The sequence below is a fragment of the Embleya sp. NPDC020630 genome (assembly GCF_044334985.1).
GTDB lineage: Bacteria > Actinomycetota > Actinomycetes > Streptomycetales > Streptomycetaceae > Embleya.
In genome coordinates, this window is record NZ_JBIRUB010000006.1 from 433,043 (window position 1) to 454,650 (window position 21,608).

The following is a 21,608-nucleotide window of genomic DNA, read 5'->3' on the forward strand; positions in this document are numbered from 1 at the left end:
GCGGGCATCAGCCGGGTGGAACTCGCTACCTGTCTGAGCGGGTATGAAACGGATGGATGCCCTCTAGAGGTGAGTGCCATGTCGTCGCCACACAGCGAAGCCGGTCTCGGGGTCCTGGTCGGTCACGACGGTTCGGCCGCGGCCGAGCACGCGTTGCACTGGGCCGCGCGGGACGCCGCCGCGCGCCGGGTGCCGCTGTACATCGTCACCGCGGTACCGGTCGGCGGGCTCGGCCATCAGCATCGCGCCGAGGTCCGCGAGCGCGCCCACGCGCTGATCGACACCGCCGCCGCGCGGATCCGCGCGGACATTCCCGCACCGGCCGTGGAGACCTCGGTCCGCGAGGGCGACAGCGCCGAGTCGTTGCTCGCCGCGAGTGCCCGGTGCGACACCATCGTGGTCGGCAGTCGTGGGCACGGCGGCTTCACCGGGCTGCTCCTGGGCTCGGTGTCGTTGCGGGTGTGCGCGCACAGCAGTTGTCCGGTGGTCGTCGTACACACCCCGGCGGCCGAGGACGCGCGCGGCGTCGTGGTCGGCGTCGGCGGCCCCGAGGACGGCCCCGCCGCGGACTTCGCGGCCGACCACGCGCGGCGCCTCGGCGGCGGACTGCGCGCCGTGCATTCGTGGGCGCTCCCGGTCACCGGCCTGGCGCCGAGCCTGGTGTTGCCGAACATGATCGACGTGGAGGCGGTCCGGGCGGAGCGCATCAGGATGGTGGACAAGGTGCTCGGCAGGATCCGTACCGAGGATCCCGAACTGCCCGTGGACACCGTGGTGATGAACGGAACGGCGGGCCGCGACCTGGTCGACGCCTCGATCGACAGCGCCCTCGTGGTGGTCGCCGCGCACCGCAGGCGCGGCCACCTGCCGATGCGGCTCGGCCCGACCACGCACGCCGTCCTGCACCACGCGCGGTGTCCGGTGGGCGTGGTACCCATCCAATGACCGAGTCGGCGCCCGGCCCACGCGCAACGGCCGTCCCCCGCGCCCCGGGAGATCGAACCGGGCTGCGGGGAACGGCCGTCGAGATTGGTGACGAGCGACTAACGCGACGCCGCGTACACGCTTTCCGCGAAGGCGGCCATCTGCTCGTCCGACAGGTGCCTGGCCAGGTCCGCCTCGCTGATCATGCCGACCAGGCGCTTGTGATCGATCACCGGAAGTCGCCGAATCCGGTGCTCCTGCATCTCGTGCAACACCTCTCCGATGTCCGCCTCGGCGTCGATCCAGCGCGGTGTGCCCTCGCACAGGTCGCCCGCCGTCACCTGGGCCGGATCGTGGCCGAGGGCAACACACTTGGTGACGATGTCGCGGTCGGTGACGATGCCGCACAGTCGTTCGTTCGCATCGGCGACCGGCAACGAGCCCACGTCGAGTCGAAGCATCAACTGGGCCGCCCGATCCAACGTCTCCGTCCGCGAAATCCACTGCGCGCCCTCGTGCATGATGTCCCTGGCCATGGTCATGGTGTGTACCTCTCCGGATATCCGCCGCCGACGGCGGCGGCCGAAACCGCGCGGCGAAGCCCGCACACGCTCCTTTCATCGTCTCCGCCGCACTCCTCGTCGGCCACTCGGGTGTGTACACGTATCCGTTGCGTATGGATCCCGCGCCGGCACCACACCCGTCCCGTGCGGGAGTGTCGCGCCGGCGTACCCCGGACTCGGCACGATCCGCGCTACTGGGTGGCGACGACGATGCAGCGGTGCAGTTCCTCGACCGCCTCCGGGGCGCCCACAACCGTCACCGGGCTCGTCGCGTCGGCCTCCTCCCGGTTCCAGAGCCGGCGCAGCACCGCCGCCGACGGCCCGCTCACGGTCACGTCCGCCGGGCCGGTGCCGGCGCCGTCCTCGACGCGGAACAGGCCCGGTCCGGTGGATACCCGCCAGGCCGTCTCGTCGGCGCGCACGAGGTAGGTGCGGCCCGGCGATTCGTCCAGGACGCCGGTGAAGTAGTCGCCCCACTCGGCGACGCCGTACGCCACGAACACCTTCAGCAACTCGTCGACGCCGTCCACCGCGAGGTCGGTGGGGATCTCGGCGATCGGCTCCCCGGCGGCGAGTTCGGCGTCGATCCGGTGGATCACCGTCTCCTGCGCCATCCGCCGGATCCAGAAGCCGACGGTCGGGTCCGGGGCGTACCAGGATCCGGCCGGATCCTTCGGGCCGTGGCCGGCGAACTCGTGTCGCAGGTCGGCGTACGCGCGGTCGAGCAGCGCGATCGGGTCCTCCTTCGCCGCCTCCTGCGGCGGCCACGGGTCGGGTTCGGCGCCCTCGCGGATGGCCTGGGCCTTGTGGAGGTACACCTCGCCGACGTGGCGGGTCAGGTCGGCCACGGTCCAGCCCGGGCAGGTCGGCACACCGGCCGTGGGGTCCGTCGCCGACACGGCCCGGAGGCGGGCGAAGTCGGCCGCGAGACAGTCGAGCAGTCGGGAGAATTCCATGCCCACAGTTCAACACAACCCCCCACCCCTACGCGCCCGTTCGAGCTCGGCGCCGCGAGCACGATCCGGTCGTCGACCTGCTCGGCGGGCGGGGTCAGCCGGTCGGGTCGGTGGCGGATCGGTTCGACGGGGCGGTGTACAGCGTCGGTGTCGCGTCGGTGCCCATGGGGGTGGGGACCGGTGACTCCGAGGGCACCGGGACGGGCGATACCGCCGGGGGCGACGGGGTCGGGTCGTCCTGGATCAGCACCGTCGCGAGGGTCGCGGTGCCGCCGAGGACCAGGCACGCGGCGGCGCCCAGCAGGGCCATCCGGCGGCGGCGCAAGCGGTCACCGCGGCGCCGGATCGTGGCGAAGGGGGCGGGTGCGGCCTGACGGCTCCCGTCGACGGCGACCTCCAGCAGCGCGGCGCGCAACGGATCCGGCTGCGGGAGGGGCGGGACGGGCGGGTTCGACGACTCATGAGGCTCCGGCACCGGGGGACTCCTCTGCGTACGGGTCGGGCAGGAGGTGGGCGAGGGCCACACGTCCGCGCACCAGGTGGGTCTTGACGGTGCTGCTCGCCATGCCGGTCTCGGCGGCGATCTGCTCCACCGTCAGGTCGCAGACGTAGTGCAGGGTCATCACCCGGCGCTGCTTCGGGGTCAACTCCCGCAGCGCCGAAACCAGTACGACCATGCCGGGTTCGGGCCCGGGGGCCTGGAGGGGTGCGCCGTGCCGCCGCCACGCGTCGTCGGTGCGCCGTCTACCGCGCCAACGGCTCACCGCCAACCGCCAGGCGACCACCCGGATCCATGCCTCCGGATTGCCGTGCCGGTCGAGTTGTCCGCGTCTGCTCCACGCCTTGACGAACGCCTCCTGGACCACGTCCTGGGCCTCGTGCCGATCGCCGAGCATCAGGTAGAGCTGACCGGTGAGTCGGCCGACGGCAGCCGCGTAGAACTCTTCGAACTCCTCGACGGTCAACGACTCCCCCGGCTCTGTTTCGGACTCGGCGGATATACGCCCGCGGACCAAGTTTCGGTCGACGCGTGCAGCCGGGGAAATCGGGTGACCTGCACCACGGCGTCTCCCGGGGACGGCTCAGGCCGGCGCGGTCGCCGTTCCCGGGCGGCGGTCGAGGAGCCGGCCGAGCGCGCCGTGTCGCGGGGATACGAGCAGCGAGACGACGAAGCCGGCCGCCGCCACGAGGGCGATGGTCGCGCCCGCGGCCACGTCGTAGTGCCGGGAGAGTTCCAGGCCGCTGACCGCGCTGCCGACGCCGAGCAGGCCGGCCAGTACGCCGGTGCGGCGCAGCGAGTCGGTCCACAACCGGGCGCTCGCCGCCGGTGCCACGAGCAGGGCCAGGGTGAGCATGACGCCCACCGCCGGGGTGAGCACCACCACGACCGCCTGCACGATCAGCAGGAGCAGCAGGTCGAGGGCGAGGGCCGGGTGTCCGGCGGCCCGCATTCCGTCGTGGTCGAAGGCCGCGAAGCCGAGTTCGCGGCCGAACACCGCGAGCAGCGCCAGGATCACCGTCCCGACGGCGGCCGTGACGGCCAGGTCGTGGGTGTCGATGGTGACGATGGAACCGACCAGGAAGGCGGACAGTTTGCGATCGCTCGCGGGTCCGGCCGCGACCAGGACGGCGCCCAGGGCGAAGCCGGCCGCGAGGACCACGCCGATCGCCCCGGACGCGGTCCGGCCCGGGCGCCGGGTCAGCGCGAGGACCGCGACGGACAGCAGTACGCCGAACGCGGTACCGCCGAGGTAGATGTCGATGCCCAGGATCGAGGCGAGGACCACACCGGGGAAGGTGGCGTGGGTCGTCGCCATGGCGTGGAACGCGAGTTTGCGCAGCACGACCTGGACACCGACGACGCCGGCCAGGAGGCCGACCATGACCGCCTCGGCGTAGGCGCGGTGGGTGTAGGTGTCGAACCAGGTCATCGGGGACTCCGGAAGCGGGTGGGGCGCAGCCGGGCCGCGCCGCACGCGCCGAGGACGAGCAGATACCCGGCCACGAGGGTGAGCACGACGGTGGGGGCGGCGGGCAGGGCGAGGTCGTGGTCGACGGAGGCGGTGTAGCTGATGGTCAGGCCGAGGTAGCCGCACACCACGGCGGCGATCGAGCCGATCAGCGCGAGGTGGGCCGGGCGGCGGCCCAGGGTGCGGCCGATGGCCGCCGGGAGTACGAGCAGGGCCAGGATCAGCGCGGTGCCGACGGTGCGGACCGCGGCGACCACGGTCAGCGCGACGATCAGGTTCAGCGCCAGGTCCAGCGCGCCGACCCGGTGGCCGGCGGCTCGGGCCGCGTCGGGGTCGAACGCGCGCAGCACGAGTTCGCGGCCCAGGAGGGCGAGCGCGGCCAGGCAGGGCACGGCCACCACGGCGGTTTCGGTGATCTGCGCGCGGGAGGTGTACAGGACCTGGCCGAACAGGAACGTCTCGAGGTCGGCGGAGTAGGAGTGGCTGCGGGAGACGACCAGGACGCCGATGGAGAACATCGCGGTCAGCACGATGGCGAGCGCGGTGTCGTCGCCGGTGCGGCGGTGGCGGGTGAGCAGGGTCAGGGCGCAGGCGGTGACGCCGGCCGCGATCAGCGCGCCGGTGAGGATGCCGGTCGCGCCCCGGAGGGCGAAGCCGATCACCACGCCGGGGAAGACGGTGTGGGTGAGCGCGTCGGCGACGAATTCGAGGCGGCGCAGCGCGACGAACGTGCCGACGGTGCCGCAGAGTACGCCCAGGATGGTCAGTTCGATCAGGGCCCGGGTCAGGTAGGGCACGCGGAAGGGTTCCAGGAGCAGTGCGGTGTCCACGGCCGGTCAGCCTCGGGTGACGACGAGTCGGCCGGCGTCGAGGTCGACCACCCGTCCGCCGTAGCAGGCGCGCAACAGGTCGGGGGTGAGCGCCAGTTCGGTCCGGTCGAAGGCGATCTGCCGGCGATTGACCAGGCAGGTCTGTTCGCACAAGCACTGGACCGGGCCGAGGTCGTGGGTGCTCACCAGCACGGCCGTGCCGGTGCTCTTGGCCCGGGTGAGGGCGGTGATCAGCGCGTCCTGGCTGACCGCGTCGACACCGTTGAAGGGTTCGTCCAGGAGCAGGATCGGCGGGTCCGGGGACAACGCGCGGGCCAGCAGCACCCGCTGGCGCTGCCCGCCGGACAGCGTGCCGAAGCGGGCGCCGGCGCGGTCGGCGAGGCCGACCCGGGCCAGCGCGTCGTCGACGGCCGCCCGGTCCCGCCGGCCGGGTCGGCGCCACCTGCCGATCAGCCGCAGCCGGCCCATCATCACCACCTGGCGGGCGGTGACCGGGAATTCGGGGTCCAGACTCGCGGCCTGCGGTACGTAGCCGACCCGGGCGCGCGCCTCGGCCGGGCGGCGGCCGGCCACGGTCACCGTGCCCGCGATCACCGGGACCAGGCCGAGCACGGCCTTGATCAGGGTGGTCTTGCCGCCGCCGTTGGGGCCGATCAGGGCCACCGCCTCACCGGCGCGGACCCGGCCGTCGACGCCTTCCAGGACGGGGGCGCGCGTGTAGGCCATGGTCGCGGCGGTGAAGCGGATCGGGTCGGGAGCGGGGTCGGTCATGGCCGGGCCCACGGCGCGGTGACGGCGATGGTGGTGGCGCTGCGGTCGATCATCGTCACCCTCGCAGCGCGGCGACGATGGTGTCCGTGTTGTGCTTCTCCGCGCCGAGGTAGGTCTCGCCGGCCGAGCCGGGGACACCGAGCGAGTCGGCGTAGAGCGAGTCGTCGCCGTCGACGATCTTGACGCCGGCCTCCCGCGCGATGGTCGCGGCGGTCTTGGGCGGCAGCGCGCTCTCGGCGAACACGGCCTTGGCGCCGGTGGCCTTGATCTTGCCGACGATCTCGTCGATTCGGCTGCCGGAGAGTTCGGCCTGGTCGTCGAAGCCGGGGATGATCGAGCCGACGAACTCCAGCCGGTAGCGGTCGACGTAGTAGCCCAACGCGTCGTGGTTGGTGACCAACTTACGATCGGCCGCGGGGATGCCGTCGATCCTGGCCCGGGTGTCCGCGTCGAGCGCGTCGAGCTTGGCGGTGTAGGCCGCGAGGTTGTTCTCGTACACCTTGGCGTTCGCCGCGTCGGCGGTGCTCAGGGCGCGGCCGATGTTGGCCACCATCACCTTGGCGTTGGTCGGGTCGTGCCAGATGTGCGGGTCGAACTCCTCTCCGTCGGAGCCGGCTTCGCCCTTGCGCAGCCGTACGCCGGTGGAGGAGTCGACCACCTTTCCGGTGAAGCCGGCGGCCTGGACCGCCTTGGGCAGCCACGCCTTCTCCATGTCCACGCCGTTCTCTACGACGAGCTTGGCGCCGCGGATGGCGTTCAGGTCGGCGGGGGTGGCCTCGTACTCGTGTGCGCTCGCGTTGGCCTTGATCAACTGGGTCACCTCGACCCGGTCGCCGCCGACGTTGCGGACGAAGTCCGCGACCTGGGTGGTGGTCGCCACGACCTTGACCTTCGGCCCCGAACCGGCGGCGGGTGCACCGGCGTTGGCCACCGGAGCGGCCTCGGTCCGCTTGCCGTCCTCGGCGTCCTTGTCGTCGGAACCGCACGCGGCGAGGGCGCCGGTGCTCAGGACGCCGGCGGCGAGGGCGGCGCCGGCACGGACGGATATACGCATGGGATGTCTCCAGGCAGGGGTGGGTCCACGTCGATCGGCGGGTGCCGCGTCGACGTCTCGATAATGAAAACCATAATCATCTGGCGGGAAGGTGTCCAGGCGGGGGCATGGGGGCGCGGTCGGTCGAATCAGGGCGCCCCGTGGCCCCCTGAACGCGCATGCCGGGGGCCACGGGGCAGGGATCAACGCCCGGGGGTCACACCGGTCGGGTCGTGGTCGGGGCCCGGGACACCCGGGATCCTCTCGGGTTCGGCGCGGGCGCCGGGTGGGTCGGCGGCCACGGGGTCGGCAACCGGGGGCCGGGTCGCGGCGGTCGGGGTCTTGGCGGGCGGCGGCTCCGGGGCCCGGGCACCGGCCGCCGCGCGGGCGGCCTCGGCCCGGACCAGGGCGCTCATCAGCAGGTAGACGTCGAAGGGCATGGCGGAATCTCCCGTGTTCGCGGGCTGCGGAATCGGATCGGCACGCCGGCCCGGCCGATCGCCCACTGCGGCGACGGCGGGGCGGCGGTGCCCGCTCAGCAGCGCAGGACCACGGTCCGCGCGGGTGTCGCCGGCCCCACCATCGGATTCGACCCGGTACGGGCGGCCGACGCGTCCGGGTCGGCGGGCCGAAGTCCGCGCCTGCCGACCGACGTTGCGCTCGACGCGGCGTCGGACGGGGACCGCGGCCGGAGGCCGGGCGGGGTACAGCCGGTCGGATCCGCCGGACCGGGCCGACCGCCCGAGTCCTCCGCAGGCGTGTCCTCGGCGTCGACGGGGGCGGTGTACCGGGTGGTACCGGCGGCACACCGATCCGGATCCCACCCACCGACGCGCACTGCGGCGCCGGCGCCGTGCGCCACGTGCAACAGGGCCAGCAGCGCCACGAGTACGACCACCAGGCCCCGTCCGGCAGGGCCTGGGCGCACGCCGTGCCGCGACACAGCACCACCGGCCGTGACGCGCGCCATCGTGACCTCCTTCGGAACCGCCCTCCGAGAGAACCCCCGATTCCGGCCACGGGCACGCCGGCAAGGCCGAGAACCCCGAAACTTCACCCGATCCGGCGAACCCTTTCGGCCGCCCCGAAGCGGCGAGCACATTCCGGCCCTTCGAGGCGCCGCCGCTCCAGTAAACGGATGAATCCTCCTAATGGACTACTCATCCGCTTTGCCGATAACGTCGCGCGCATGGACGACACGGCCTCCCCTCATCGCCCCACACGGCGCAAGGACGCGACCCGCAACCGGCGGCGCATCATGGACGCCGCGCGGGTGCTCGTGCGCGGGGGCAGGCCGCCGCAGCTGAACGCGGTCGCCCTGGCCGCCGATGTCGGTGTCGGCACCGTCTACCGGCACTTCCCCACCCCCGAGGCGCTGCTGGAGGCACTGGCCGCCGACCGCTTCGCCGCACTCGTCCGGCAGGCCCGCGAGGCGGCCGGACTGCCCGACCCGCAAAAGGCGTTGCGCGCCTTCCTCGGCGACGCACTGGACGCCTACATTCAGGACGAGGCCTTCGCCGCCGCGGCCTCCGACTCCGGCGCGGCCACTCCGGAGACGCTGGACCTTCGGGGCCAACTGCTGCGCGCCACCGGCGACTTGCTCGCCCGTGCCGCCGACGCCGAGGTGCTGCGCCCGCCGCTGGGACCGGCCGACCTGCTGCTCCTGCTCTACGGCCTCGGCTTCGCCGTCCGCCACTCCCCCGACCGCGACGATCCGGAGCTGGCCGCCCGCTACCTCGACGCCCTGCTGGCCGGGATACTGGTCCGGCCGCCGGCGGACGCACCCGTACCGGCGTCGTAGCCGACACCCGCGCGCGAGACCCGACGCCGTCCGAGGTCGGCCCGACACGGCACCGGGTCGCCCGAAGCGGACAGGCGCGCGGCCTATCGTGGCTGGGTGGATAAAACGTCTGTTCCGGGACGGCGCGCGGTGGTACTCGGCATCGTCGCGGCAGCGACCGGTTGCTCGTCGTCGGGAAGTCGGCACACCGAACCGACGCCCTCGGGCAGCCCGCCGAGCCGGAGCCCGACCGCGAACCCGAGTCCGGCCACGACCGGCACCCCGCCGGCCGCCCCTCCCTCACTGCCCGTAATCACCGCCTGGGCGCCCAACCCCGGCGACGTGCAACCCCACGTGAAGCAGCGGGCGGTCACCCTGGTGTCCGCGCTCGGCGCGTGGCCGCCGGGCGAACAGGGGGTCGCCGCCGCGCGGACCCGGATCGCCGCCCTGGGATACGCCCCGGCCCTCGCCGACCAGGCCGGGCCACTGCTCGCGGACGCGCCGGAGGCCGTCATCGAGGTGGTCGACGCCCAGTACGGCGGCATCCTCGACAACACCGCCAGTGTCCTGGTCGTCTGCCGCTCGTGGATCCGCAGCGCGGAAGGGACCATGGTGGCCGACGGCGTAACCGTCGACGTACGACTGAGCCGGGCCCAGCCCGACTGGACGGTCACCGCCCTGCACCCCTCGACGCCGGGAACGGCCGCCGCCACCCCCTCCGCCCAGGAGAACCGCGTCCTTGCCGACCCGCGCATCACGCTGCCGCCCGCCGCGACCGCCGATCTGCGCGCCGGCACCATCCACACATCCGTACTGACCGCGCTGGAAACACTCGCCGAGCAGCACACCGTCGACGTGAGCATCCTGCGCTCCGGACACCCGATCTACGTCTTCGGCACCAGCCGTCCCAGCGACCACCCCGTCGGCCGCGCGGTGGACGTGTGGCGCGTCGACGGCCGGGCGATCGTGGATCCGGCCACCCCACGATCCCTGGTCGAGAGCTTCATGCGCGCGGGCGAGGCGGCCGGCTCGTACAACGTCGGCGGCCCGTACCGACTCTCCGGCGCGGCCTTCTTCAGCGACGACACCCACCACGACCACGTCCACCTCGGATTCCGCACCTGAACCCCTCGCCGGCACGCCCACCGCGCCCGCCGGCGAGGCAGAATCGAAGTGGCGCCCGATTCGTTGGCTTCTCATCCGTTTGAGCGCTTCCCTCGGGCCACCCACGAGGCCCGCCACCAGGTCCCCCCACGAGGGAGGAATCGATGACCAGGACCAGCGCCGGCACCCGATTCGCCACCGACCGCGGCCTGGTGGGCCGCATGCTCGCCACCATGTTCCTGCTCGGCCTGCTCTACGTGGTCTTCGTGGGCACGCTCGTGGTCGTCCTGGGCCGGGCCTGGCCGATCGCGGTCGTCCTGATCGGCGGCGTGTTCGTCGCCCAGTTCTGGTTCAGCGACAAACTCGCCGCGTTCGCGATGGGTGCCCGCGAGGTCACTCCCGAGCAGCAGCCGGAACTGCACGGCGCGGTGGACCGGCTGTGCGCGCTCGCCGACATGCCCAAGCCGCGCGTGGCGGTCGCCGACTCCGACGTGCCCAACGCGTTCGCCACCGGCCGCAACCGGAAGAACACGGTCGTGTGCACCACCACCGGGCTGCTCCGCCGCCTGGAGCCCGCCGAATTGGAGGGCGTACTCGCGCACGAGCTGTCGCACGTCGCGCACAAGGACGTCGCGGTGATGACGATCGCGTCCTTCCTCGGCGTCCTGGCCGGGCTGCTCACCCGCGTCGGTGTGCAGTTCGGGCTCTTCGGCGGGATGCGCCGCGACCAGAACACGGCGGTCCTGATGCTGGTGGTGACCGCGGTGAGCGTGGCCGTGTACGCACTGAGCTTCGTACTGATCCGGACCCTGTCGCGCTACCGCGAGCTGTGCGCGGACCGCTCGGCCGCGCTGCTCACCGGGCGGCCCTCCGTACTCGCCTCCGCGTTGACCAAGATCAGCGGCACCATGGCCCGGATTCCCACCCGGGACCTGCGCCGGGCCGAGCCGTTCAACGCGTTCTTCTTCGCACCGGCGATCGCCTCCAAGGACAGCCTGGCCAACCTGTTCGCGACCCACCCGACCCTGGAACGGCGGCTGGAGCAGTTGGCGCGGATCAGCGCCGAACTCGGCGGTGCCGCCTGATGGGGTTGTTCGACTCGCTCTTCGGCCGGAGCCGGGCGGTCAAGCCCGATCTCGACCAGCTGTTCGGCCTGCCCTCGGCGGCGATCACGCTGGAGGCGGCGGCCGGCTTCCGGCCCACCGGCGCCGGGTCGGTGTGTTTCGCCACGGTCGAGGGCGGCACGTTCGACCGGGTGCTGCGCGAGCTGGACGAGCTGCTCGACGGGTTGCGGAGCAGCCGGGACGACTACGGATACACGTGGCTGCTCGCCGAGCGGCCGGCACAGGACACGGGCTCGCTGGTGACCGACCTGCACGCGATCAACTCGGCGCTGGAGGACGGCGGTTTCGGTCCGCAACTGCTCTGCTCCCTGGCCGCGTTCGGGCATCCCGACGGCCGCCGGCTCGCCCTGGTCTACCTGTACAAGCGGGGCACCTTCTATCCGTTCGCCCCGGTGCCGGGCGGGCACGAGAAGCGGGACAGCGCGTTGGAGCTGCAGGTGAGCGCGGCGGTGACCGACGATCTGCGGCTCGAATCCGACCTGTCCCGGTGGTTCCCGGTGTGGGGCGCCCCGGGGCTGTGAGCAGCCGGCCGGCGCGGTTCCGCGCCGGGTACATCCGACCGGATCGTGATCCCCCATCGGCGCGCGGGCGGCGTATTATAGCTCTGAAACCACAAGCTGCCGCCACACCGGGCTCCCGAGCCGCGACAACCACCTCGTGCTCGTCCGACCGGCGGCTCTTCGTGTCGACGCGCGACCCCGAGGGCGACACGGAGACCGGCCCCGGTGTGCGCAGCGACACCGGCCGTCGGTCGTCGCGCACCCGCGGTCGGGCGGACGTGTGTGGAGGAGCCATGAGGAGCATCGGCGAATCGACGACCGTGGATCCCGAGGAGTTGCACTGCGCGATGTTCGGTGTGCGGTTCCCCGCCCGCCCGGCGGCGCTGAGCGCGGCGGCCACGATCAACGGAGCCGCGGTCTGGGTGGCTCGGGCCTTGGCAGCCCTGCCGGAGCGCGCATACGAGGGTCCCAATCAGGTCTGCATGGCCCTGTGTGGTCGGCACGCGGGCCTGGATCCGGGGTTGTGAGGGCACGGACCGGGCTCACCGCCGGATCGCCTCACCGCCGGATCGTCGCCGGGGCCTCCACCTCCAGATACCGCCGACCACCCCTGCCCCGGTACTCCAGCACCACCCAGCCCAGCTCGCCCAACACCCGCGCACACCCGTGCAGCGCCCGCTCCGCCTCGTGACCGGCGCCGCTGCCGCGCGGGCCGAGCCATTCGACCCGGACCACCCGGGGGTGGTCGCCGGCGGTGACGCAGTACCCGGTGGCGGTGCGCTGTGCGCGCGCGTCCAGGGCGGACGGCGGTACGCCGGCGGCCTCGAGGGTCAGCGCGACGGCACGCACCATCCGCACCCGCTCCCACTCGGCCGGCGTCGCGCGCGGGTCGTCGGCGCCGCTGTTCACCACGTCGCGAATCCGCAGCAGCGCCTCGAACGCGTCCCGCACGGCCGCCGCGCGCTCCGGAGTGCCCGCCACCGGTACGGCTTCCGCGCCGGTGGCCGGCTCGAAGGCCGCCGCGTCGGGCGATTCCCGGCCGGTCACCGTCGATCCCCCACCACGGCCGTCACAACCATCCGCGTTCGACCGCGTAGCGGGCCGCGGCGTGCCGGCTCGGGGCACCCACCTTGATCATCGCCGAGGACAGGTAGTTCCGTACCGTCCCGGCGGCCAGGTGCACCCGGCCGGCGATGTCGCGCACGCTCAACCCCTCCCGGGTCAGCCGCAACACGTCCAACTCGCGCTCGGACAACGGGCAGTCCAGTACCAGCGCCGCCGCCGCGATCTCCGGATCCACGTGGCGGTGTCCCGCGTGCACGTCGCGAATCACCTGGGCCAGATGCGCGGCCGGCCGCGACTTGGGCACGAATCCGCGTACGCCCACCCGCAGCGCGCGGGTGAGCACGCCGGGGCGGGCGTGCCGGGTGACCAGCACGATCCGGGTGTCGGGGCGCCCGGCCAGGATGCGGCCGGCCGCCTCCAGACCGTCGGGGCCGCCGGGCATCTCCAGGTCCATCACCACCACGTCGGGCACGTGCCGGGCGGCCTCGGCGATCGCGGCCGTCCCGTCGGCGGCCTGGGCGACCACGGTCAGGTCGGGCTCCAGGTCCAGGAGTTGGCCCAGCGCGCCGCGCAACATCGCCTCGTCCTCGACCAGCACCAGGCGGATCACGCGGGGGCCTCCGTACGGTCGGCGACATCGAGTCGGGCCACCACCTCGAAGACGCCAAGGCCGGCCGAGGCGCGCAACTCGCCGCCGTGGCCGCGCAGCCGGGCGTCCAGGCCGGCCAGGCCGGTGCCGCCCGGGCGCTTCCCCTGTGTCGCGCCGTCGTTGCGGATGGTGAGCCGCCGGCCGTCGGCGGACACGTCGATCGAGGCGGTGGTGGCCGCCGAATGCCGCAGGATGTTGGTCGTGGCCTCCCGCACCACCAGGCCGAACAGCGTACCGGCGCGGTCCGGCAGCGGTGGTGGGCTCGCGTAGTGGCACTCGATCCCGGCCGCCGTCAGCACCGCCGCCGCGTTGGCCAGTTCGGCGGCGAAGGACACCTCGCGGTAGCCGTGTACCAGGCCCCGGGTGTCGGTCACCGCCTCGCGGGCCAGCGCCTCCACCTCGCCCATCTGCGCGGCGGCGGCCGACGGGTCCATCTCGACCAGCCGCCGGGCGAGTTCGCTCTTGACCGCGATCAGGGTCAGCGTATGGCCCTGGATGTCGTGCAGATCCGCGGCGAACCGCAACCGTTCGTTGGCCACGGCCAACTCCCCCGCGATCCGGCGCGCGTCGTCGAGTTCGACGAACTGGCGCCAGACCCAGTCGTTGAGCACGCAGGTCACCGTCACACTGGCGGTGACGACGAGGGCGCCGATCGTCTGATCCGGAGCCTTACTCGGCGACGGCCCGAGGAGTATCGGCAGCGCCACCACCACCGACAGGCCCGCGGCCAGGACCCGCCACCGACGGCCGCGCGCGTACATCGTCAGAAGTCCCACGGCAGTGGCGAGCGGCATCGGCCAGGGGAATATCACGTCGTGGGCCAGCGCCGCCGCGGAGACCCCGAGGGCCACCGCGCAGGTCGCCACCAGGAGGCCGCGCGGCGGCGTGCCGGCCCAGTGCCGGGCGGTGGCGAACAACAGGCCACAGCAGCCGACCGCGGCCAGGGCCAACGGCCATCCGTTGTCGCCGCGGGCCGCCTCGACCACCGCGAGCACCGCGGGGATGCCGGGGACCAGCACCACGGCCGACAGCAGCGACCACGCGGTGAACCGGCGTGCCCGCCGCATCGTGGAGGAGACCATGTGCCCAGCGTAGGTGTGCGGCCGAGGCTCGCTCGCGGTGATCGGTCATCGGCGGGCATGACATTTGTCAGCCGGAGAGCGGACACCGGGCCACTACCGAGCGCGGATGGCCGGGCACACGCTGGGGTCATGGATGCGACGATGATCGAAGTACGCGGACTGCGTTGTTCGTACGGCGGCTTCGAGGCCGTCTCCGGCATCGACCTCGACGTGCGGCGGGGCGAGGTATACGCCCTGCTGGGCACCAACGGCGCGGGCAAGACCACCACGCTGGAGACCCTGGAGGGCCACCGCCGGCCGACCTCGGGGTCGGTGCGGGTGCTCGGCGGCGATCCGCGCTCGACGGCGGTGCGGCTGCGGACCGGGATGATGCTCCAGGAGTCGGGGTTCGCTGCCGAGTTGACGCCGATCGAGACGCTGCGGTTGTGGGGGCGGGTCGCCCGGCGCGAGGACGACGACGAGGCGTTGATCGACCGGCTCGGGCTGACCCGGCGGCGCGACGTCCGGGTGGATCGGTTGTCCGGCGGCGAGCGGCGGCGGCTCGATCTGGCGATGGCGGTGTACGGACGGCCGGAACTGCTGTTCCTCGACGAGCCGACCGCCGGCCTTGATCCGCAGACGCGCGATCTCCTGTGGGATCTGCTGCGCGAGTTGTCGGCGGGCGGCACCACGGTGGTGCTGACCACGCACTACCTGGAGGAGGCGAGCACGCTGGCCGACCGGATCGCGATCATGCGCGAGGGTCGGATCGCGGTCGAGGGCACGCTGGCCGAATTGCTCGCCCCGTACCCCGCGCGGATCTCCTTCGACCTGCCCGACGGACCCGCCGCGACCGATCTGCCGCTCGCGGTGGATGTGGCCGGCAGTCGGGGGGATCGGGTCACCGTGACCACCGACGAGCCGGAGCGCGCCATGGCGACGCTGCTCGCCTGGGCGGACGCGCGCGGCGTGCGGCTGCGCGGCCTGGTGACCCGGCCGGCGACGCTGGACGACGTCTTCCGGGCCGTCGCGGGCCCCGCGCCGACGGGGGTGGCCGCGTGAAGGGCACCGCGTGGCGGGCCGTGGCCGCCGCCGAACTGCGCATCATGCTGCGCAACAAGGCGGTCGCGGCCACGGTGGTACTGCTGCCGCTGTTCGTCGCGTTCACCGCGCTGGCCTCGCCGACGCCGGACACGGTCGCGCATTCCGTGTTGTTCATGCTGCTGATCGGGGTGCACGCGACACTCGCCACCACGCTCGCCGCCCGGCGGGGGGACCTGTTCCTCAAACGTCTGCGCAGCGGCGCGGACCCCGACGCGTCGGTCATCGTCGGGCTGGTGCTGCCGGCGATCGTGGTCACGTGCGGCCAAATCGTGGTGTTGATTGCCGTGTTGTCGCGCACCGATCTGTCCGCGCCCGACAACCCGGCGCTGCTCGTCCTGGCGATCGTGAGCGGGGCGCTGATGTGTACGGGGGTCGCGATGGCCACCTCGGCGTTCACCGCGTCGGCGGAGCAGGCGCAGATCACCACGATGCCGTTCCTGGTCGTCGCCATCGGCGGCAGCCTGCTGGTACAGGACCGCGCCCCGGAAAACCTGCAATGGCTCGGCTACCTGGTCCCCGGCGACGGCGTGGTGGACCTCGTGACCGGGGCCTGGGAAGGGATGGGCGTGGGCGCCGCGTTCCTGGCGCTGGCGTCGGTGACGGCCTGGACGCTGATCGGCGCCGTGCTCGGCATCCGGCTGTTCCGCTGGGAGCCCCGGCACTGAGCAGAGCATGCTGCGGCACCGGGCGGGCCCCGGCATCGGGCGGACCTCGGCCGGGGTGCTCCCATCGCCCACTCCGCTCCCATAACTAGCCAGAATGTGCCGATTTTTCGGCCTTCGTTGCCGCAGAACCGTTCCGGTGCCAGGGTGTTCCTCGCTCGGGCGACGAACCCGGCGCGCCGGCGATCGGTTTCGTCGTCGCGGCCCGTCTTCCCCCGAGGAGCCTCGATGCATCGCAGAACGCCGACGGTCGGGTCGGTCCTGGCCCTGTTGGCCGGCCTGGTGATCGGCACCACCACACCCTCGAACGCGACCCCGCCACCGAACTCCCCCGCCGCCGCCCGCGCCGCCGCGATCGACGCGGCCGACCGCGCCGTCGCCGGCGACTCGGGCAACCTCGCCAAGGCACCCGGCGAGCGGTACCGACGGGGCATGGTGACGCCCTGGCTCGACAACCTCTACTCGATCGCCTACACCCGCACCTATCGCGGCCTGCCCGTGGTCGGCGGCGACGCCGCCGTGTTGGCCGACGGCACCGGCCGAATCCGGGCCGTGGAGACCGCCGACGGCCCGCGCATCGACGTACCGACCGAGCCGACCGTGCCCGCCGCGACGGCCGAGGCGAGCGCTCGTTCCCGGCTGACCGAGGTGGAGAGGGCGGACGCGCCCCGCCTGGTGGTGCGACTCGGGCCCGACGCCGCCCACTTGGCCTGGGAGACGGTACTGGCCGGCCGGGTCGGGAACACGCCCGGCAGGCTGCACGTGTTCGTCGACGCCCGATCCGGTGCGGTGCTCGACGCCGCGACCTTCGACGACGTACGCGCCGGCACCGGGCACAGCAAGTGGAACGGCCCGAACCCGATCACCATCACCACCGCCTCCAGCGGTTCCACCTACTTCATGCAGGACCTGACCCGCCCGGGGCTGAGCTGCGCCAAGTACAACGCCGGAGTGTTGACCAAGACCGTCGACGACTGGGGCAACGCGGACCCGACCACGATCGAGACCGGCTGCGTCGACTCGATGTGGGCGGTGCAGAAGGAATGGGACATGCTCCGCGACTGGCTGGGCCGCAACGGGCACAACGGCAACGGCCGCACGCTCCCGGTCGTGGTCGGTCTTCCCGACGTCAACGCCTACTCCGACGGCTCCAAGGTGTTCATCGGCCACGACGTCAGGGGCCAGTGGCTCGGCGCGATGGACATCGTGGGCCACGAATACGGGCATCTCGTCGACGCGGCCACCCCGGGCTACCCGTTCAAGGAGTACGGCCTCAGCGAGGGCACCGGCGACATCTTCGGGGCGCTCACCGAGTTCTACGCCAACGAACCGGCGCCGTTCGACACCCCGGACTACACCGTCGCCGAGATGGTCGACATGGGCAGCGGCGGGCCGCTGCGGTATATGTACAACCCCTCCCTGACCGGCGACCCGAACTGCTACTCCTCGACGATGCCGCCGGACGAGCACCAGGCGTCCGGCCCGCTGAACCACTGGTTCTACCTGCTTGCCGAGGGCTCCAACCCCGGCGGCGGCAAGCCCAACAGTCCGACCTGCAACAACTCCACGGTCACCGGCGTGGGCATCAAGATGGCCGGAAAGGTCTTCTACGGCGGCCTGTTGATGCGACCGGCCGGCACCGACTACCGGAAGCTGCGCGTGATCACCGTCCGTGCGGCCAAGGTCCTCGACCCGACCTGCGTCACCTGGAAGGCGACCAGGGCGGCGTGGAGCGCGGTCAACGTCCCGCCCCAGGCGGCGGAACCGCTCTGCCCCTGACTCCACCCCGGCGTCCGGGCCCCGCGCCACCGAGGCTCGGACGCCACGACCGCAACAGGCCCCGAGCGACGGCTATTTCGCCAGTATTTGCTGGCCTCGCCAGAGCCCTTCGCGCGGCCCTTGTGTCCGTGTGAGTGTTTCGCTCGCTCGGGCACGAACCCCGGCCTGCACGGTCGACCGCGGCGCTCACGAGGCGCGCGGTCCAAGCCGGATTCGTGGTCGAGGTCTGCCTTCCCACTCGAGGAGCCTCGATGAATCGAAGAATGACCACGGCCGGAACCGTTCTGGCCATGCTCACCGGCCTCACCGTGGGCGTGGCGGCCCAGCCGGCGTCAGCCGACCCGCCGCAGCCCAGTTCGCAGGAACTGGCGGTCTCCGCCGCCGACCGTGCCGTCTCCAGCGGCCTCGACACCCTCGCCAAGGGTCCCGACGAGCAGTACCAGCGCCAAGCCGTCACCCCGTGGATCAACGACCTGTACTCGGTCGCGTACCAGCGCACCTACCGCGGCCTGCCGGTCGTCGGCGCGGACGCCGTGGTGATGGCCGACGGCAAGGGCCGGGTACGGGCGACCCAGTCGTCCACCGACGCCCGCATCTCCGCACCGACCACGCCCACCATCGCCGCCGGCGCGGCCGAGGCCACGTCCAGGACCAGGCTGGCGAGCGTGGACCGGGTCGACTCGCACCGCCTGGTCGTCCGGGTCAAGGACGGCAAGAGCGCGCTGGCCTGGGAAACCGTGCTGATCGGCAGGACCGCGACCGCGCCCAGCCGGCTGCACGTGTTCGTGGACGCGAGCACGGGCACAGTGCTCGACCAGGTCGACGACGTCAAGGCCGGCAGCGCGAACAGCCAGTGGAACGGCCCCAGCCCGCTCACGATCGACACCACCAACTCCGGTGGTACGTACTCCCTGCGCGACCCCAACCGGCCGGGCCTGACCTGCGCCGACTACTCGACCGGCCAGGTCTTCTCCAAGTCCTCGGACTCGTGGGGCAACGGCCAGGCGTCGAGCAAGGAAACCGGCTGCGCCGACGTCTTCTGGGCGGCGCAGAAGGAATGGAACATGCTCCGCGACTGGCTCGGTCGCAACGGCCACAACGGCACGGGCGGCAGCTGGCCGGTCAAGGTCGGCCTGAACGACGTCAACGCCTATTGGGACGGCTCGTCGATCTCCATCGGCCACAACCAGGCCAACCAGTGGATCGGCTCGATGGACGTCGTGGGCCACGAATTCGGCCACGGCATCGACCAGTTCACCCCCGGCGGCGCCGGAACCGAACCGGGTCTGGGCGAGGCCACCGGCGACATCATGGGCGCGCTGACCGAGGCGTACACCAACGAGCCCTCCCCCTACGACGTCCCCGACTACACCGTCGGCGAGAGCGTCAACCTCGTGGGCCAGGGCCCGATCCGCTACATGTACAAGCCGTCCACCAACGGCGACCCGGACTGCTACAGCTCCTCGATTCCCAACACGGAGGAGCACGCGGCGGCCGGACCGCTGAACCACTGGTTCTACCTGCTCGCCGAGGGCACCAACCCGGGCGGCGGCAAGCCGACCAGCCCGACCTGCAACAACAGCACCCTCACCGGGGTCGGCATCCAGCAGGCCGGCAAGGTCTTCTACGGCGGCATGCTCCTCAAGACCAGCGGCATGACCTACAAGAAGTACCGCACGGCCACACTCAGCTCGGCCAAGACGCTCGACGCGACCTGCGCGCTGTTCACCAAGACCAAGGCCGCCTGGGACGCGATCAGCGTGCCCGCGCAGACCGGTGACCCGACCTGCACCCCCGGCCCGGGTCAGAACGACTTCTCGATCACCCTCAACCCGACCGCCGGCACGGTGGCCCCGGGCGCGTCCGTCACCTCCACGGTGGCCACGACCATCACCAGCGGCCAGGCGCAGACGGTCAACCTGACCGCCTCCGGTCTGCCGAACGGTGTGACCGCCCAGTTCAACCCGGCCAGTGTGCAGTCCGGCGGCAACTCCACGCTGACCCTGTCGGCGAGTTCGGCCGCCACGGCGGGCACGTCCACGATCACGGTGACCGGCACCGGTACCGGCGCGACACACACCGCGCAGTACACCCTGACGGTCAGCGGCACGTCCTCCCCGATACCCGACGTGAGCGTCGCGAACGTGCAGGCGCACCTGTCCCAGCTGAACACCATCGCGACCCAGAACGGTGGCAACCGCCGTGCGGGCAGCGCCGGTTACACCGCTTCGCTGGCCTATGTGAAGGGTAAGCTCCAGGCGGCCGGCTACCAGGTCACCGAGCAGACCTGCACCTCCTGCACCTACCGCTCCAACAACCTGATCGCCGACTGGCCCGGCGGCCCCGCCGACTCCACCGTCATGTTCGGCGCCCACCTGGACAGCGTCCAGGCCGGCCCCGGCATCAACGACAACGGCTCCGGCTCCGCCACCCTCCTGGAGAACGCGCTCGTCCTCGCGCAGGCCAACCCGAACCTGACCAAGCATGTCCGGTTCGGCTGGTGGGCCGGCGAGGAACAGGGCCTCCAGGGCTCGCAGTTCTACGTCAGCCAATTGAGCTCCACCCAGCGCACCGCGATCAAGGGCTACTACAACTTCGACATGGTCGGCTCGCCCAACGGCGGCTACTTCATCAACAACATCAACTCCGCCACCGCCGCCCCGATGAAGGCCTACTGGGACTCGCTGAACCTGCGTCCCGAGGAGAACGTCGAGGGCCAGGGCCGCTCCGACGACTACTCCTTCCAGCAGGGCGGCATCCCCACCTCCGGCTACGCGGCCGGTGCCGACGCGGTCAAGACCTCCGCACAGGCGCAGAAGTGGGGCGGACAGGCGAACCAGTCCTACGACTCCTGCTACCACTCCGCGTGTGACACCTCCTCCAACATCAACGCGACGGTTCTGGACCGCAGCGCGGACGGCGTCGCCTACACCATCTGGAAGACCGCGGTCGGCGGCGGCAACCCCGGCAACGACTTCTCGGTCGGCGTCAGCCCGAACTCGGGCAGCACCCAGCCGGGCGGCAACACCACCGCGACCGTCAACACCCAGACCACCAGCGGCAACCCGCAGACGGTGAACCTGACCTCCTCCGGCGCGCCGACCGGCGTGAACGTGACCTTCAACCCGACGTCGGTCCAGTCCGGCGCGTCCTCGACGGTGACCTTCCAGGTGGGGGCCAACGTCGCGACGGGTACGTATCCGATCACCATCACCGGCACCGGCAGTGTCCAGCACGCGACGACCTACACGTTGACCGTCGGCACCGTCAACCCGGGCAACTCGCTGCAGAACGGCGGCTTCGAGCAGGGCACCGCCAACTGGACGCAGAGCGCCAACGACATCACCAACAGCACGCAGGCCACCCCGCACAGCGGTGGCTGGTACGCCTGGATGATGGGTTACGGCAGCACCGCCACCGAAACCCTGAGCCAGGAGAACATCACCATCCCGGCCAACGCCACGCTGCGCGTGTGGGTCAAGATCACCACCGAGGAGGTCGGGAACACCGTCTACGACACCCTCGGTGTCCAGATCAACGGCACCACGCTGGCCACCTACTCCAACGCCAACGCGACCGGTACCTACGTGCAGAAGACCGTGGACCTGAGCGCCTACGCGGGCCAGACGGTCAGCCTCCAGTTCTCCGGTTCCGAGGACGAGTCCGCGGCGACCACGTTCTACGTGGACGACGTCTCGATCTCCTGACCCCGTCCCGAAAGGCACCGCACCAC

The 21,608-nt window shown here is 72.1% G+C and carries 23 protein-coding genes; 10 read left to right on the forward strand and 13 right to left on the reverse strand.

All coding sequences use genetic code 11. The features are described from left to right. Positions 1-78: 78 nt before the first annotated feature. Positions 79-945: a universal stress protein gene (locus ACH4XV_RS23330; RefSeq protein ID WP_395792742.1), complete on the forward strand. Its 867-nt coding sequence runs from the start codon at positions 79-81 to the stop codon at positions 943-945. 98 nt (positions 946-1,043) lie between these two features. Here ACH4XV_RS23330 and ACH4XV_RS23335 read toward each other — a convergent pair whose 3' ends face one another. The 10 genes from ACH4XV_RS23335 to ACH4XV_RS23380 all read right to left on the reverse strand — a co-directional run bounded on the left by ACH4XV_RS23335 (position 1,044) and on the right by ACH4XV_RS23380 (position 8,017). Beyond that, the gene (locus tag ACH4XV_RS23335) at positions 1,044-1,466 is read right to left on the reverse strand and encodes a CBS domain-containing protein (RefSeq protein WP_395792744.1); all 423 of its coding nucleotides are present in this window, start codon (positions 1,464-1,466) and stop codon (positions 1,044-1,046) included. A gap of 212 nt (positions 1,467-1,678) precedes the next feature. Next, positions 1,679-2,443: a maleylpyruvate isomerase family mycothiol-dependent enzyme gene (locus ACH4XV_RS23340; protein WP_395792746.1), complete on the reverse strand. Its 765-nt coding sequence runs from the start codon at positions 2,441-2,443 to the stop codon at positions 1,679-1,681. A gap of 94 nt (positions 2,444-2,537) precedes the next feature. Further along, positions 2,538-2,918, reverse strand: a complete 381-nt coding sequence (locus ACH4XV_RS23345) for a hypothetical protein (RefSeq protein ID WP_395792748.1) — start codon at positions 2,916-2,918, stop codon at positions 2,538-2,540. Then, complete coding sequence (locus ACH4XV_RS23350; protein WP_395792750.1) at positions 2,902-3,408, reverse strand: SigE family RNA polymerase sigma factor; 507 nt, start codon at positions 3,406-3,408, stop codon at positions 2,902-2,904. The genes ACH4XV_RS23345 and ACH4XV_RS23350 overlap by 17 nt, the downstream gene beginning before the upstream one ends. A gap of 117 nt (positions 3,409-3,525) precedes the next feature. Next, entirely contained in the window at positions 3,526-4,374 is an 849-nt protein-coding gene (locus tag ACH4XV_RS23355) for a metal ABC transporter permease (RefSeq protein WP_395792752.1), read from the reverse strand. Beyond that, positions 4,371-5,243 (reverse strand): metal ABC transporter permease, encoded by an 873-nt coding sequence (locus ACH4XV_RS23360; protein WP_395792754.1) that lies wholly within the window; start codon positions 5,241-5,243, stop codon positions 4,371-4,373. The genes ACH4XV_RS23355 and ACH4XV_RS23360 overlap by 4 nt, the downstream gene beginning before the upstream one ends. A gap of 6 nt (positions 5,244-5,249) precedes the next feature. Then, positions 5,250-6,014: a metal ABC transporter ATP-binding protein gene (locus ACH4XV_RS23365; RefSeq protein WP_395792756.1), complete on the reverse strand. Its 765-nt coding sequence runs from the start codon at positions 6,012-6,014 to the stop codon at positions 5,250-5,252. A 55-nt stretch (positions 6,015-6,069) separates the two neighbouring features. Further along, complete coding sequence (locus ACH4XV_RS23370; protein ID WP_395792758.1) at positions 6,070-7,068, reverse strand: metal ABC transporter substrate-binding protein; 999 nt, start codon at positions 7,066-7,068, stop codon at positions 6,070-6,072. Positions 7,069-7,250: 182 nt separating this feature from the next. Next, positions 7,251-7,487, reverse strand: coding sequence for a hypothetical protein (locus ACH4XV_RS23375; RefSeq protein ID WP_395792760.1), 237 nt, complete (start codon positions 7,485-7,487; stop codon positions 7,251-7,253). Positions 7,488-7,582: 95 nt separating this feature from the next. Beyond that, on the reverse strand, positions 7,583-8,017 hold the full coding sequence (locus tag ACH4XV_RS23380; protein ID WP_395792762.1) for a hypothetical protein: 435 nt from the start codon (positions 8,015-8,017) through the stop codon (positions 7,583-7,585). Positions 8,018-8,236: 219 nt separating this feature from the next. Between ACH4XV_RS23380 and ACH4XV_RS23385 the strand changes: the two genes are divergently transcribed. The 5 genes from ACH4XV_RS23385 (at position 8,237) to ACH4XV_RS23405 (ending at position 12,082) form a co-directional block, all read left to right on the forward strand. Then, positions 8,237-8,848, forward strand: a complete 612-nt coding sequence (locus tag ACH4XV_RS23385) for a TetR/AcrR family transcriptional regulator (protein ID WP_395792764.1) — start codon at positions 8,237-8,239, stop codon at positions 8,846-8,848. A gap of 321 nt (positions 8,849-9,169) precedes the next feature. Continuing rightward, positions 9,170-9,952 (forward strand): hypothetical protein, encoded by a 783-nt coding sequence (locus ACH4XV_RS23390; protein ID WP_395792766.1) that lies wholly within the window; start codon positions 9,170-9,172, stop codon positions 9,950-9,952. Positions 9,953-10,095: 143 nt separating this feature from the next. Further along, positions 10,096-11,016 (forward strand): zinc metalloprotease HtpX, encoded by a 921-nt coding sequence (gene htpX / locus ACH4XV_RS23395; RefSeq protein WP_395792768.1) that lies wholly within the window; start codon positions 10,096-10,098, stop codon positions 11,014-11,016. Then, a complete protein-coding gene (locus ACH4XV_RS23400; RefSeq protein WP_395792770.1) occupies positions 11,016-11,576 on the forward strand; it encodes a hypothetical protein in 561 nt (186 codons plus the stop codon). The genes htpX and ACH4XV_RS23400 overlap by 1 nt, the downstream gene beginning before the upstream one ends. 272 nt (positions 11,577-11,848) lie before the next feature. Beyond that, positions 11,849-12,082: a DUF2795 domain-containing protein gene (locus tag ACH4XV_RS23405; protein ID WP_126638651.1), complete on the forward strand. Its 234-nt coding sequence runs from the start codon at positions 11,849-11,851 to the stop codon at positions 12,080-12,082. A 31-nt stretch (positions 12,083-12,113) separates the two neighbouring features. Here the strand turns inward: ACH4XV_RS23405 and ACH4XV_RS23410 are convergent, their stop codons facing one another. The 3 genes from ACH4XV_RS23410 to ACH4XV_RS23420 are packed head-to-tail and all read right to left on the reverse strand — an operon-like array spanning position 12,114 to position 14,351. Continuing rightward, complete coding sequence (locus ACH4XV_RS23410) at positions 12,114-12,602, reverse strand: hypothetical protein (RefSeq protein WP_395792772.1); 489 nt, start codon at positions 12,600-12,602, stop codon at positions 12,114-12,116. 22 nt (positions 12,603-12,624) lie between these two features. After that, a complete protein-coding gene (locus tag ACH4XV_RS23415; RefSeq protein ID WP_126638649.1) occupies positions 12,625-13,230 on the reverse strand; it encodes a DNA-binding response regulator in 606 nt (201 codons plus the stop codon). After that, on the reverse strand, positions 13,227-14,351 hold the full coding sequence (locus tag ACH4XV_RS23420) for a sensor histidine kinase (protein WP_395792774.1): 1,125 nt from the start codon (positions 14,349-14,351) through the stop codon (positions 13,227-13,229). The genes ACH4XV_RS23415 and ACH4XV_RS23420 overlap by 4 nt, the downstream gene beginning before the upstream one ends. Positions 14,352-14,480: 129 nt before the next feature. Here ACH4XV_RS23420 and ACH4XV_RS23425 point away from each other — a divergent pair, with 129 nt between their 5' ends. The 4 genes from ACH4XV_RS23425 (at position 14,481) to ACH4XV_RS23440 (ending at position 21,582) form a co-directional block, all read left to right on the forward strand. Continuing rightward, entirely contained in the window at positions 14,481-15,392 is a 912-nt protein-coding gene (locus ACH4XV_RS23425) for an ABC transporter ATP-binding protein (RefSeq protein ID WP_395792776.1), read from the forward strand. Further along, complete coding sequence (locus ACH4XV_RS23430; RefSeq protein ID WP_395792778.1) at positions 15,389-16,099, forward strand: ABC transporter permease; 711 nt, start codon at positions 15,389-15,391, stop codon at positions 16,097-16,099. The genes ACH4XV_RS23425 and ACH4XV_RS23430 overlap by 4 nt, the downstream gene beginning before the upstream one ends. Before the next feature lie 225 nt (positions 16,100-16,324). Then, positions 16,325-17,875 carry a M4 family metallopeptidase gene (locus ACH4XV_RS23435; RefSeq protein ID WP_395792780.1) on the forward strand — a complete coding sequence of 517 codons (1,551 nt, stop codon included), beginning with the start codon at positions 16,325-16,327 and terminating at the stop codon, positions 17,873-17,875. Positions 17,876-18,126: 251 nt separating this feature from the next. After that, positions 18,127-21,582: a M28 family peptidase gene (locus tag ACH4XV_RS23440; protein WP_395792782.1), complete on the forward strand. Its 3,456-nt coding sequence runs from the start codon at positions 18,127-18,129 to the stop codon at positions 21,580-21,582. The last annotated feature ends 26 nt before the right edge of the window (positions 21,583-21,608 follow it).